The organism is Sphingomonas sp. SORGH_AS_0879 (genome assembly GCF_030819175.1).
Taxonomy (GTDB): domain Bacteria; phylum Pseudomonadota; class Alphaproteobacteria; order Sphingomonadales; family Sphingomonadaceae; genus Sphingomonas.
The window spans coordinates 105596-118569 of sequence record NZ_JAUTBJ010000002.1; the positions used below are offsets into that span (position 1 = coordinate 105596).

Below are 12974 nucleotides of genomic sequence, written 5' to 3' on the forward strand. Positions count from 1 at the left end.
GGACTGATACATGGCGGGCAGCGTCAACAAGGTGATTCTCGTCGGCAATCTGGGACGCGATCCCGAGAGCCGTTCCTTCCAGAATGGCGGCAAGGTGGTCGAACTGCGCATCGCCACGTCCGAATCGTGGAAGGACCGCAACAGCGGCGAGCGCAAGGAAAAGACCGAGTGGCACACGGTCAAGATCTTCAACGAAGGCCTGGCCAATGTCGCCGAGCGGTTCCTGCGCAAGGGCTCGAAGGTCTATATCGAAGGCGCGCTGACCACCCGCAAATGGCAGGACCAGCAGGGTAACGACCGTTACTCGACCGAGGTGACGCTCCAGGGCTTCAACTCGGTGCTGACGATGCTTGATGGCCCCGGCGGCGGCCAGGGCGGGGGCGGTCGTGGCGGCGGCGATTTCGGCGGTGGTGACGATTTCGGCGGCGGCAACGACTTCGGCGGCGGGTCGAGCGGATTCGGCGGCGGCAATCGTGGCGGCGGCTCGACCAATCAGAGCAGCGGTGGGAACGGCGGCAACCGTGGCGGGTTCGGACAGGGCGGCGGTTTCGCCGACGATCTGGACGACGACGTGCCCTTCTGATCGGGCACATCCCATCAGGTTACGGGCATGCAGGATACGGGGTTTCGACAGGATGGGGTCTCGGATGATGATGGGGGGACAGACATGCTCGCCCCCCTGACCATTTCCGAGGAGCAGCGCGCGGCGGTGATCCGCGCCTATGACCTGTCGGGCTATCGCGACAGCGGTTGCCTGGACGATCTGGCGGCCTTCGCCGCCGAGTTGTGCGGCACGTCCGTCGCGCTGGTCAGCCTGGTCGAGGAAGAGACCCAGCAATTCCTGGCGGCGATCGGTTTCGAGGAGCGCCAGACGCCGCGCGAAACCTCCTTCTGTGCACATGCCATGGTCGCAGGCGACCCGGTGATGGTCGTTCCCGACGCCAGGACCGATCCCCGCTTCACCGACTTCCCCCTCGTCGCGGGGCCGCCCTATATCCGTTTCTATGCGGGGGCCCGCCTCCTGTCGCATGAAGGCGTGCCGCTGGGCGCGATCTGCGTCATCTCGCCGGAGCCCCGCCCGGAGGGGCTGAGCGATTTCCAATATCGGGGCCTGGAAATCCTGGCGACCGCCGTCATGGGCCGGTTGCAGGATCGCCGCGCCCAGCTGGAGCATATGCGAACGGTCGAGGTATCGGAGGCGCGCGTCGCCGACAGCGAGCAGCGCTTCCGCACGCTGGCCGACACCATGCCGCAAATGGTCTGGTCGACCCAGCCCGACGGCTTTCACGACTATTACAATGCCCGCTGGTACGAGTTCACCGGGGTGCCCGACGGATCGACCGATGGCGAAGGCTGGAACGGCATGTTCCATGCCGATGACCAGGAGCGCGCCTGGGCGCGCTGGCGCCACAGCCTGGCGACCGGCGAACCCTATCAGATCGAATATCGACTGCGGCACCATGACGGCACCTATCGCTGGGTGCTGGGCCGCGCGCTGCCGATCCGCGATGCCGAGGGGCGCATCATCCGCTGGTTCGGCACCTGCACCGACATCCACGAGCAGAAGCTGGCGCTGGAAGAGCGCGAGATCGTCAGCCAGGAACTCAGCCACCGGATCAAGAACATCTTCGCGGTGATCTCCGGCCTGATCGCCTTCGCTGCGCGCAGCCATCCGGGTTTCGCCGGGATCGCCAGCGATTTGCGCGACCGGATCACCGCACTGGGCCGTGCCCACGACTTCGTCCGCCCGCACAGCCCGCAGTCGCAGCCCAAGGCGCGGCAGGATTCGCTGCATGGGCTGCTCGGCGATCTGTTCGAGCCTTATCGCGGCGACACCGATGCCCGCATCCGGCTGGACGGTGAGGATGTGCTGGTGGACGACCGATCGGCCACGCCGCTGGCGCTTCTGTTCCACGAACTGGCCACCAACGCCTCCAAATATGGCGCGCTGTCGGTGATGACCGGGCATGTCGATCTGACCGTGGCGCGGCAGGAGGACATGGTGACGCTATGCTGGCAGGAGCATGGCGGCCCCGCGCTGGAGGCCCCGCCGGAACGCATCGGGTTCGGATCGCAACTGGTCGAATTGTCGGCGGTGCGGCAGCTGGGCGGTACCGTCCGCCGCGACTGGCAGGCCGAGGGGCTGGTCGTGACGATCGAGGTTCCGCTCGCCGCGTTCAGCCGCCCGGCGGATGCCGGTCCCTGCCGGTAAAGGGCTGACGGAGAGCGGTTGCTCCGTCATCATTCCTGCCATTGCCAAGAGCCCCGGGCCCGCACCGGCGCTATAGCGGTCGATCAGTTTCCGATCGTCAGCTTGAACGGCATCAATTCCTCGGGCACGTCATCAATAGGGGACCCGCTGGCCATCGCCGCCGCCGCCAGGATCGCACGCTCGCTGAACGGCTTGCGGATATAGCCGAGCGCCTGGATATCGGTCGCGATCTGGGCGGGGTTGGCGGTGACGAAGACGATCTTCACGCCATAGTCATGGACCAGCCGCCGCGCGATATCGGGACCCGTCGCGCCATCGCGCAGGTTCACATCGACAAAGGCGAAGGAGCAACCCGGCGCGGTTTCGTAAGCGGTGCGGCTATCTGCCGCTATGCCAGCTACTTGATAGCCCGCATCGGTCAGAATGCGCTCAAGATCGAGGGCCACGAATATTTCGTCTTCCACGATCAGGGCGGTTTGGCTCATGTCAAATTCCCGTCACTTTTCCGGTCAACCGTCTTGATACAGATAAAGTTCCGCATCTGTCGTCGTTTCACCGACGTAACAGAAAAACAGCATGCTCGGCGCGGAAATTCGCCGCCGCCGCGCTGGTCGGGCGACCGCGCGACAGGAACCAGCTGCCCTCCACGGTGATTCGCCGTTGCCGCACAAAGGCGCGGAAGTCGTCGATCGTCACATGGTGGATGTTGGGCGTGTCATACCATTGTTCGGGCAGCAGCTTGGTCACTGGCATCCGCCCGCCCCAGAGCAGCGACAGCCGCACCCGCCAATGCGCGAAATTGGGAAAGGAGACGAAGGCCCGCTGGCCGATACGCAACAGATGGTCGAGCACCTGGTCGGGCGCGCGCGCCGTCTGCAAGGTCTGGCTGAGGATCGCATAGTCGAACCCCTTGTCGGGATAGCCCGCCAGATCGACATCCGCGTCGCCCTGCACCACGGCCAGCCCGCGCGCGACCGCCGAGGCGACATTGGCGGGATCGATCTCCAGCCCGCGCGCATCGACGCCCGCCCGGTCGCGCAGCGCCGCCATCAGCTGCCCGTCGCCGCATCCGATATCGAGCACGCGCGCGCCCGGCGCGACATGGTCGGCGATGATCGCCAGATCGGGGCGCAGCGCGTCGCTCATGGTTCGGCCCTGAGGAAACCGTCGATCACCCGGTTCATCTCCGGCGCTTCGAGCAGGAAGGCGTCATGGCCGTAAGGGCTGGACAATTCCACGAAACTCGCCGCCGCCCCCGCCGCGTTGAGCGCCTGCACGACGGCGCGCGACTCGGAGGTGGGATAGAGCCAGTCGGTGTCGAAGCTGACCAGACAGAAGCGCGTACGCGTCCCCCGGAAGGCATTGGCGAGCAGCCCGCCATGCTCCTCGGCCAGGTCGAAATAATCGAGCGCGCGGGTGATGTAGAGATAGGAATTGGCGTCGAACCGGTCGACGAAGCTCAGTCCCTGATGGCGGAGATAGCTTTCGACCTGGAAATCGGCGTCGAAGCCGAAGCTCTTGGCCCCGTCCGGCCGGTCGGGTCGTGCCTGGAGGCGACGCCCGAATTTCTCGGTCAGGCCAGCCTCGGACAGATAGGTGATGTGCGCCGCCATCCGCGCGACCGCCAGACCGGCGGCGGGCGGGTCGTTGGCTTCGTAATAGGCCCCGCCGCGCCATTTGGGGTCGGCCATGATCGCCTGTCGCCCGACTTCGTGAAAGGCGATGTTCTGCGCCGAGTGCCGCGCGGTGGAGGCGACCATGACGCAGGCGCGCACCCGCTCGGGGAAGGTTGCGGCCCAGCTCAGCGCCTGCATCCCCCCCATCGAGCCGCCGACCACCGCCTTCAACCGGCCGACGCCCAGATGGTCGAGCAGCATCGCCTGCGCACGCACCATGTCGCGGATGGTGATGACCGGGAAGCGCATGCCCCAGGGCTCGTTCGTCGAGGGGTCGGTGGTCGCGGGGCCCGACGATCCCATGCAGCTGCCGATGACGTTGGAGCAGATGATGAAATGCCGCGCCGGATCGATCGGCTTGCCCTCGCCCACCAGGCGGGTCCACCAGCCGGGCTTGCCGGTGCGGGGATGGGGCGAGGCGACATGCTGGTCGCCGGTCAGCGCATGGCAGATCAGGATGGCGTTCGAGCCATCGGCGTTCAGCGTGCCATAGGTTTCGTACCCGATCTCGACCGGCGACAGCAGGCCACCGCCGTCCAGCCGGAGCGGCCCGGGCAGGACGACATGCCGCGACAGACCGAAACGCTGGTCGTCGCCAAGGGATTGCGCGGAAACGGAAGCGGCCATGGAGCGATATCCGCTAGGCCGCGATGCTTGGCAACGCAAGGGCGAGGCCGCTATGGCGGGTCGCATGACCGATCTTACCGCCCCCGAACCGATTTCCTGGGTCAAGGCCATCGCGCCCTATGTCCCCGGCCGCGCGACGACCGATGACGGGCGCACGGTCGCCAAACTCTCGTCCAACGAGAATCCGCTGGGGACGAGCGAAAAGGCGCGCGCCGCCTTCGCCGCCGCCGCCGCCAAGCTGGAGCGTTACCCGGACGCGGGCGCGACCGCGCTCCGCGAGGCGATCGGCGAAGTGCATGGGTTGGACCCGGCGCGGATCATCTATGGCACCGGTTCGGACGAGATCCTGCACCTGGCGGCGGGCGCGTTCGCGGGGCCGGGGGATGAGATCATCCATGTCCGCTACGGCTTTGCGGTCTATGAGATCGCCACCCGCCGCGTCGGTGCGGAGCCGGTGGTGGTCGCCGATCACGACTATGCCACCGATGTCGATGCTATCCTGGCGGCGGTGACGGAGAAGACCAAAGTCGTCTTCGTGGCCAATCCCAACAATCCCACCGGCACCTATGCGGGCGCGGGCGAGATCGCGCGGCTGCACGCCGGTTTGCCGCCGCATGTCCTGCTGGTACTGGACCAGGCCTATGCCGAATATCTGGCGGAAGGCGAGGATGACGGCGGGATGACGCTGGCCGAGCGCGCGTCCAACGTGCTGGTGTCGCGTACCTTCTCCAAGATTCATGGCCTCGCCGCCGAGCGGATCGGCTGGGGCTATGCCGCTGCCCCGATCATCGACGCGCTGCACCGCATCCGCGCGCCGTTCAACGTCACCATCGCAGGCCAGAATGCGGCGATCGAGGCGATCCACGACCGCGCCTTTGTCGAGGCGTCGCGCGCGCATAATGCCAAGTGGCTCGGCTGGTTCGAGGAACAGATCGCGTCGCTGGGCAATGCGGGCCTGCGCTGCGTACCGTCCAAGGCGAATTTCTCGCTGGTGCTGTTCGAAGGCGAACTGACCGCCGAGCGGGCCTATCATGGGCTGATGGACGCAGGCTATATCGTCCGTTGGCTGCCCAGCCAGGGGCTGGGCCATGCCTTACGCATCACCATCGGCACCGAGGATGAGGTGAAGGGCGTCGTCGCCGCGCTCCGTGCGATGGTGGCGGCCGACTGATGCTGCCCTTCGCGCGGATCACCATCATCGGCCTGGGGCTGATCGGTTCCTCGGTCGCGCGGGCGACGCGCAAGGCGATGCCGACCGCGCGGATCACCGCCTATGACGCCGACCCGCAGGTGCGCGAGACGGTGCGCGCGCTCGACCTCGCCGACGATGTCGCGGATACGGCGGGCGCGAGCGTGATCGACGCCGACTTCGTGATCCTGTGCGTGCCGGTCGGCGCGATGGGCGCGGTCGCCGCCGAGTTCGCCGACGACCTGCCCGAGGACGCGATCGTGTCGGACGTGGGAAGCAGCAAGACGGCCGTCCTCGCCGCGCTGACCGAAGCCCTGCCCGGCGCGACGATCATCCCGGCGCACCCCGTGGCGGGCACCGAGCGCAGCGGGCCGGAGGCGGGCTTTGCCACGCTGTTCCAGAAGCGCTGGTGCATCGTCACCCCGCCCGAGGGCGCGGACGAACTGGCGGTCGAGCGGGTCGCGGAGTTCTGGCGACGGCTGGGCGCGGATGTCGAGGTGATGGCCCCCGACCATCACGACCGGGTGCTGGCGGTGACGAGCCATTTGCCGCACCTGATCGCCTACACCATCGTCGGCACCGCCAGCGACCTGGAGGAAGTGACCCAGTCCGAGGTCATCAAATATTCCGCCGGTGGCTTTCGCGACTTCACCCGCATCGCCGCGTCGGACCCGACCATGTGGCGCGACGTGTTCCTGACCAATCGCGAGGCGGTGCTGGAGATGCTCCAGCGCTTTTCCGAGGATCTCAGCCAGCTTCAGCGCGCGATCCGCTGGGGCAAGGGCGACGAGTTGTTCGACCTGTTCAGCCGCACCCGCGCCATCCGCCGCTCGATCATCGACCAAGGCCAGGACGATGCGAGAGAGGATTTCGGGCGGAGTCACGAAGCCTAACAATCCTCCCCAAGCATAGCTTGGGGAGGGGGACCGCCCGGCGCAGCCGGGTGGTGGAGGGGCATGGCCACACAGGACGTCCCTCGTGGCACGCCCCCTCCACCACCCCCTATGAGCGCGGTCCCCCTCCCCGTGCCGGGGAGGATTCCAGCGCATTCATTGCCGCGTGCACCCTGGCCTCCGCCTCCGCGCGGGGCAGGCCCGGCGGGATCATCTCGCCGAAGCGCAACGTCACCACGCCCGGTCGCTTCAATCCCTTGCGCGGCCAGACCAGCCCCGAATCGGTCGCCACCGGCACCACCGGCAGGTTGAGCATCCGGTAAAGCCCCGCGAAACCGGGTTTCAGCGGCGGCATCTCGCCCGGCTTCACGCGCGTGCCCTCGGGAAAGATCATGATCGCCCGCCCCTCATCCACCGCCACCCGCGCATCGCGCATCATCCCGCGCATCGCCTTGGCCGAGGCCGAACGATCGACGACGATCGCGCCGTACTTCCGCACCGCCCAGCCCCATAGGGGGATGTTGGCCAGTTCGCGCTTCAGCACCATGGCGGGCGCGCCCAGCATGCGCTGCAATTCCATCGTCTCGAACATCGCCTGGTGCTTGGCGGGATAGAGTACCGGGATCGTCGGCACCTGCCCCTCCACCACGACGCGGATGCCCAGGATCCACCGGGTGCAGATCCGGTGAAACCGCGTCCAGGCGGTCGCCCAGTGGATCACCGCGCGTCGACCGCCGACCGCGATCACCGGCGCGAGCAGCGCCATCACCGTCGACACCGGATAGAAAACGGCCACGAAGGCTATGTTGCGAAACAGGATCACGCCCCCACTCCCGTCCAAAGCGCGATTCGGCGCAGGATCAGCTTGTTATATTCGTTGATCAGGGTGCCCAGCCGCGGCTCGGACGGCACCCCGTCGCCCATCACCAGCACGTCGCGCCCCAGCGCCGCCGTCAATTCCATCTTCGCGCGCGGCAAATGCCAGTCGGAGGTGACGAGCCGGACCGTGCGATAGCGATGCTGGCGCACCCAGCCCGCCGTCTCCTCGGCATTGGAGCGGGTGTCGACCGCCTCTCCGCCCAGGTCGATGCAGCAGGAAAACAGCGCGGGCGAGGTGCGATAGGTGCGCGCCAGGTCGATCGGGCGCACGCCGGGCGCAACTCCGGTCACCAGCATCCGCTTGGCCTGATGCGCCTGGAGCAGCGCGATGCCGCGATCGATCCGCCCCGGCCCGCCGGTCGGCACCACGATCGCGTCGGTGGTGTTGTGCTCCAGCGGGTGCGGCAGGGTCAGCATGAAGGCCGCGAACCCCAGGCACCAGGCGAGCGCCGCCAATCCGATCAGCCGCAGCATCAGAGCATCCGCCGCATCTGGGCCAGCACCGCCAGCCGCGCCGCGACCACCGCCAGCGCGACGAAGGCGAAGGGCAAGGCGATCAGCATCGCCACATCCCCGACGCCGAGCCGCATTCCGCCCAGCAATTCGGATTCCAGCGCCCCGATCTGGCGTGCGACGAGCAGGATGGCACCACCCGCGACCATGCTGCCCACCACCGCCCCGATCCCGGCATCCAGCGCGATCCGCCGCTGGAACAGTCGGGCGACCTGCCGGTCGGTCGCGCCCAGCATATGGATGACCTCGATCGTCGCGCGATGCGCCTCCAGTCCGGCCCGCGCCGCCAGCATGACCACCGCCGTGGTCGCGCCCAGCATCAACAGGATGATCGCCCCCGCCAGCCAGGCGGCGGTGTCGAGCAATCGCCCGACCGGGCCCAGCCAGGTCGCATGGGCATCGACCCGCGCCGCCGGGCTGGCGCGCATCACCGCCGCGCCGACGCGCGTAATGGCGGTCCCCGCATCGCTGGTCAGGTCGACATCGATCAGCGCGGGCACCGGCAGTCCGGCAGCCTCGGCATCCTTGCCCAGCCAGGGTTGCAGCATCCGCGCCAGATCGGCCTGCGGCACCGGGGTCGCGCGGACCACATCGGGCAGGGTGCGCAGGACCGCCAGCACGCGGGCCGCCGCCGCATCGCGCCGCTGCGTCTCACCCTCGACGATCTGGACGGTCAGCCGCCCCGCCATCTGCCGGTCGAGCGCGCCCGCCGCCCGCGCCGTCCCCAGCCCCGCCGCCCCGGCCAGCAGGGTGAGGAACAGCATGATCGCGATGACCCAGCTCATCACATGCGCGCCGCCGACATCGTCCAGCGCCCGCGCCTCCGCGCCCGTCGCCCGTGGCTTGCCGCCGCGCGTCACAGGCCGCTCCGCACGATCGTCGAGGGCGGCGGCGGTGCCGGGGAGTCGGCTTCGGGCGGTTCGGGATCGACCAGCCGCCCCCCCTCCAGGTGCAGATGATGCGCCCCCGGCACCCGATCGATCAGATGCCAGTCATGCGTCGCCATCACCACTGTCGTCCCCAGCCGGTGGAGCGAGTTGAACAGGTGGATCAGCCGCTCCGCCATGACCGGGTCGACATTGCCCGTCGGCTCGTCGGCGACCAGCAGTTCAGGGCGCGCGATCACCGCGCGGGCGATCGCCACCCGCTGCTGCTCCCCGCCCGACAGCGTCGCGGGGCGCGCACCCGCGCGTTCGGACAGGCCGATCCAGGCCAGCATCTCGCGCACCGCGCGCGCGATCTCCGATTCGGCAATGCCTGCGACCCGCAGGGGCAGCGCGATATTGTCCGCCGCCGACAGATGCGGGATCAGGCGGAAATCCTGGAACACCACGCCGATCCGCCGCCGGAATCCAGGCAGCCGGTCGCGCGGCAGGATCACCGCATCCTCGCCGAACAGCCGGATGATTCCCCGACTGGGACGCTGGGACAGATATAAAAGCCGCAACAGCGAGGTCTTGCCTGCGCCGCTGGCCCCGGTCAGGAAGTAAAACTGCCCCGACCGCAACGTGAAGCTGACGTCGCACAGGGTTTCCTCGCCCGCGCCATAGCGAAGGCCGACATTCTCGAACTGGACGATGTTCGCCATGCTGGCATGGCCTTGGCATGGCCCGCCCCGCGCTTCAAGCTTGCCACGCATATGGGCGGCGTGCTTACTGGCCTTTCGGGGGGCCTGATCAGGATGGCCTGTCCGTCTGTCGATCCGTCCTGTCCGTTGAAGTGCCCGCCCGCATGATCCTCGAATGTCCCGAGTGCCGCACCCGCTATCTGGTGCCCGACAGCGCGATCGGGCTGGAGGGGCGGACCGTGCGCTGCGCCAATTGCCGGCATAGCTGGTTCCAATCGCCGCCCGAGCCCGAACTGCCCCCGCCGCCGGTCGCGACGCCCCAGCAGGAGGATCTGTTTCCGGAGAGCGTCCCCGAAACGCCGCCGCCGCCTCCATCGGTCATCGTGCCGCCCCCGGCCCCGCCGATCCTGTCGCAGGACGAGGCCGGGTTCGACGCCTTCGCGCACCGCCCGCCCTTCCGCGCGCGGCGCAACCCGGTGCGGCGCTGGACCATCGGCGCGATCGCGGCGGGCCTGTTGATGCTGATTGCGACGGCGGCGATCCTGTGGACCGGCATGCCGGGCATCGGCGGCTGGCTGGGCCTGGGCAGCACGGAGTCGGCGCTGGAACTCCGCTCCAACCCGATCGAGCGGCGCGAGTTGGAAAACGGCTCGGAACTCTTCGCCATCTCGGGCCAGATCATCAATCCGTCCTCGACGCAGCAGAGGGTGCCCGACCTGCGCGCCGAGCTGAAGGACGCGCAGGGCCGCGTCGTCTTTTCCTGGGCCATCGCGCCGCAGCAGCGGACCTTGGGGCCGGGTGCATCGATGGACTTCAACTCGGCCAAGCTCGACGTGCCGCCCAGCTCCAAACGGCTGGACCTGAGCTTCGCGGGCGAGGGCAGCGGGAACTGACAGGCGGGCGTAGCGTGGCCTTCGACTTCGCTCAGGCTGAACGGAGCGAGGGTTACTTGGCGCTATTTCCCCACCCCCGTTCCGCCTGAGCGAAGTCGAAGGCCACGCTACTCACGCAATCGCCGCGCGATGATCGCGAACCGCGCACCGTGGAGCAGCGCGGCGATCAGCATGCCCACACCCGAGGCGATGGCCAGCCCCTGCGCGCCCCAGCCATGCGCGACCAGCCACCATCCCGCGCCGCCCGTGACGATGAAATAGGCGATGATGCTGTTGATCCCCGCCGCCACCTGATCCCCCAGCGAGCGTAGCGCATAGACCAGCACCACCTGCACCCCGTCGAACAGGATGAACGGGGCCCAGATCAGCAGCATCGCGACCGCGACGACGTGGGCATCGGCCTGGGCGGGGAACAGGCCGACCAGCGGCCCCGCCCCGACCAGCAGCGCCACACCGCACGCCCCCATGGCCAGTGCGGCAAGCGCGACCGCCATCAGGGCGCGCGGGATCGCCGCCGACGCCGTGCCTTCGCCCACCGCATTGCCCGCGCGCACCCCCGCCGCCGATCCCAGGCCGAGCGCCAGCGCGAAGGTGACGTTATGGACCGAGAAGACGATCTGGAATGCATGCGCGGTCGCATCGCCCAGCCGCGTCGACAGCGCGATCAGGATGGCGAACCCGGCCAGTTCCAATCCCGAGGCGATGGCGGGGACGAAGCCGAACCGCGCCAACTCCACCGCGCCCGCCAGCGTCGGGACCCAGGAGGCCCGGTCCATCCGCCGCACGCCTCGCAAGCCGCCGCGCGGCAGGGTCATGGCGCTCGCCACCATCGCCACCGCGCCCAGTGCCGAGGCGATCACCGTCGCCAGCGCCGCCCCGACCGCACCCAGCGCCGGAAAGCCCAGTTCCCCACCCGCCAGCGCCCAGGCCAGCACCGCATTGATCGGCAGGATCGACAGATTGACCATCGTCACCCGGCGCGGGCGGCTGATCCCCTCCAGAAAGAAGCTCGCCGCGACCAGCACCAATTGGAACGGATAGCCCAGCGCCATCACTGCCACGACCCGCGCGCCCGGCTCGACCAGCGCGGGGGCGACCCCGATCCCACGCAACAGGCTCGCCCCGCCCAGCCCCAGGATCAGCATCGCGGCGACGCCCAGGATCAGGCCGAGCACCAGCCCGTCACGCAGCGCCTGCCCCGTTGCGGGCAGGTCACCCGCGCCATCGGCGCGCGAGGCGCGGACCAGCACGCCCGACAGCCAGGCCAGACCGGTGACGATCGCGACATAGGTCAGCGACCGGCTGGCCGAGAGCGCGGCGACCTCATGCTCGCCGACGCGGCCGACCACCACGACATCGGTGACGTGCAGGATGGTCCAGTTCAGGCTGGTCAGCATCACCGGCCAGGCCAGCCCGAGCAGACGGCGCGCCTCGGCACGATCGGGGCGGAGGATGGTCGTCATCCGTCCTCCCTATGCGCGATGCGGGTCCGGCGAAAGTCATCGAATATCGCCGACGCCATGCGCTCGCACGAAAGCCATTGCGCTACCCGTATCGCTTTGCTAGGGGCACCCGCCTACCAGCCCTCCGGCTTGCCGGTGGTGACTATCGAGTGCGGTCGTGGCGGAATTGGTAGACGCGCAACGTTGAGGTCGTTGTGGCCGAAAGGCCGTGGAAGTTCGAGTCTTCTCGACCGCACCAGATTTTTCCCGAACATCGTGAAATGGGCCGATGGCCCGTTATGTCATGCCTGCGAAAGCCAGGGTTGACCATCGCACCGTGGCATTTCCTCCCCTCGCCCCTCTCTGAGGGCAGAGGGTTGCGCAGATTTGGCCTTTGCGGGAGCAAAGGCTTAGTCGAAGCTGGGTGAGGGGTGAGCGCTCGATGAGCGCGCAAGCCTTTGGGCTCGCTCGACCCCTTACCCAAGCTATGCTCACCGCGCGGCGACGATCGCCGCCAGCGTGTCGATGGGCAGGGGCGAGACGAAGCGGAAGCCGAAGCGGCCGTCCTTTACCCAGCAGATCGTACCGAACAGCGCCGTCCCCATCGGGCGGATGACGATATGCCCCGCCAGTCCGGGCTGAACCGGATCGTCGGCGACCAGCTTGGCGCCGCCGGCGGAGACGTCGATCAGTTCGCTGGCGAATTTCCGGTCGCCCAGCCGCACCTCGGCGGCCAGCGTCACCGGGAAGCGCGGCGGGCGGGGGATGGTCCCGTCCTCATTCTCCGACGAGAAGATGTTCTGATAGGGCTGGGGCGCATCGAACTGCACGCCCGCCTTCTTGCCCCGCACCCAGCGGACCGTGCCGGAGACGGGCGGCAGGCCGCGCACCTCGATACGGATCGCCTCGCCCACCACGGGTACGTCGACGAATCGCGCCATCAGTCCATTGGCCGAAATATTATGGACCAGGCAGACGCCGGGCACGTCGCCGCACACCTTGCCCAGCAGAAGGACGGCCGAATGCCGCTGGCCCGACCGACGTTCAGCCGACATGCTCTGCTGCTGTTCGATCTGTTCCATG

Annotated in this window: 14 protein-coding genes and 1 tRNA gene; 6 read left to right on the forward strand and 9 right to left on the reverse strand. The window is 68.3% G+C overall.

Annotation, left to right across the window (positions count from 1 at the left end):
- Nucleotides 1–10: 10 nt before the first annotated feature.
- Nucleotides 11–583, forward strand: a complete 573-nt coding sequence (gene ssb, locus QE379_RS01060) for a single-stranded DNA-binding protein (RefSeq protein ID WP_306997006.1) — start codon at nt 11–13, stop codon at nt 581–583.
- Nucleotides 584–667: 84 nt separating this feature from the next.
- Nucleotides 668–2212, forward strand: a complete 1545-nt coding sequence (locus QE379_RS01065; RefSeq protein ID WP_306997008.1) for a PAS domain-containing protein — start codon at nt 668–670, stop codon at nt 2210–2212.
- An 83-nt stretch (nt 2213–2295) separates the two neighbouring features.
- Here the strand turns inward: QE379_RS01065 and QE379_RS01070 are convergent, their stop codons facing one another.
- The 3 genes from QE379_RS01070 to QE379_RS01080 all read right to left on the reverse strand — a co-directional run bounded on the left by QE379_RS01070 (nt 2296) and on the right by QE379_RS01080 (nt 4515).
- Nucleotides 2296–2697 carry a response regulator gene (locus QE379_RS01070; protein WP_306997010.1) on the reverse strand — a complete coding sequence of 134 codons (402 nt, stop codon included), beginning with the start codon at nt 2695–2697 and terminating at the stop codon, nt 2296–2298.
- Between the two features lie 67 nt (nt 2698–2764).
- A complete protein-coding gene (gene metW / locus QE379_RS01075) occupies nt 2765–3358 on the reverse strand; it encodes a methionine biosynthesis protein MetW (RefSeq protein WP_306997011.1) in 594 nt (197 codons plus the stop codon).
- Entirely contained in the window at nt 3355–4515 is a 1161-nt protein-coding gene (locus QE379_RS01080) for a homoserine O-acetyltransferase (protein WP_306997013.1), read from the reverse strand. The genes metW and QE379_RS01080 overlap by 4 nt, the downstream gene beginning before the upstream one ends.
- 64 nt (nt 4516–4579) lie before the next feature.
- Here QE379_RS01080 and hisC point away from each other — a divergent pair, with 64 nt between their 5' ends.
- Both hisC and QE379_RS01090 read left to right on the forward strand, forming a co-directional pair.
- Complete coding sequence (gene hisC, locus QE379_RS01085) at nt 4580–5686, forward strand: histidinol-phosphate transaminase (RefSeq protein WP_306997015.1); 1107 nt, start codon at nt 4580–4582, stop codon at nt 5684–5686.
- A complete protein-coding gene (locus QE379_RS01090) occupies nt 5686–6597 on the forward strand; it encodes a prephenate/arogenate dehydrogenase family protein (protein WP_306997017.1) in 912 nt (303 codons plus the stop codon). Before hisC ends, QE379_RS01090 begins: the two co-directional genes overlap by 1 nt.
- A 109-nt stretch (nt 6598–6706) precedes the next feature.
- Here the strand turns inward: QE379_RS01090 and QE379_RS01095 are convergent, their stop codons facing one another.
- Genes QE379_RS01095 through ftsE form a run of 4 tightly spaced genes read right to left on the reverse strand, consistent with a single transcriptional unit; the run spans nt 6707 to nt 9577 of the window.
- Nucleotides 6707–7420: a 1-acyl-sn-glycerol-3-phosphate acyltransferase gene (locus tag QE379_RS01095; RefSeq protein WP_306997019.1), complete on the reverse strand. Its 714-nt coding sequence runs from the start codon at nt 7418–7420 to the stop codon at nt 6707–6709.
- The gene (locus QE379_RS01100) at nt 7417–7950 is read right to left on the reverse strand and encodes a YdcF family protein (RefSeq protein ID WP_373461702.1); all 534 of its coding nucleotides are present in this window, start codon (nt 7948–7950) and stop codon (nt 7417–7419) included. Before QE379_RS01100 ends, QE379_RS01095 begins: the two co-directional genes overlap by 4 nt.
- The gene (locus QE379_RS01105; protein ID WP_306997021.1) at nt 7950–8849 is read right to left on the reverse strand and encodes an ABC transporter permease; all 900 of its coding nucleotides are present in this window, start codon (nt 8847–8849) and stop codon (nt 7950–7952) included. The genes QE379_RS01100 and QE379_RS01105 overlap by 1 nt, the downstream gene beginning before the upstream one ends.
- Nucleotides 8846–9577, reverse strand: coding sequence for a cell division ATP-binding protein FtsE (ftsE, locus tag QE379_RS01110; protein ID WP_306997023.1), 732 nt, complete (start codon nt 9575–9577; stop codon nt 8846–8848). The genes QE379_RS01105 and ftsE overlap by 4 nt, the downstream gene beginning before the upstream one ends.
- Before the next feature lie 143 nt (nt 9578–9720).
- Here ftsE and QE379_RS01115 point away from each other — a divergent pair, with 143 nt between their 5' ends.
- The gene (locus QE379_RS01115; protein ID WP_306997025.1) at nt 9721–10449 is read left to right on the forward strand and encodes a zinc-ribbon domain-containing protein; all 729 of its coding nucleotides are present in this window, start codon (nt 9721–9723) and stop codon (nt 10447–10449) included.
- Nucleotides 10450–10556: 107 nt separating this feature from the next.
- Here the strand turns inward: QE379_RS01115 and QE379_RS01120 are convergent, their stop codons facing one another.
- Nucleotides 10557–11912: an MATE family efflux transporter gene (locus tag QE379_RS01120; RefSeq protein ID WP_306997027.1), complete on the reverse strand. Its 1356-nt coding sequence runs from the start codon at nt 11910–11912 to the stop codon at nt 10557–10559.
- 151 nt (nt 11913–12063) lie between these two features.
- On the opposite strand from QE379_RS01120, the gene QE379_RS01125 reads away from it, so the two are divergent.
- A tRNA-Leu gene (locus tag QE379_RS01125) sits at nt 12064–12150 on the forward strand.
- A gap of 232 nt (nt 12151–12382) precedes the next feature.
- Here the strand turns inward: QE379_RS01125 and QE379_RS01130 are convergent.
- Entirely contained in the window at nt 12383–12973 is a 591-nt protein-coding gene (locus QE379_RS01130; protein ID WP_306997029.1) for a PilZ domain-containing protein, read from the reverse strand.
- Nucleotide 12974 lies beyond the last annotated feature (1 nt).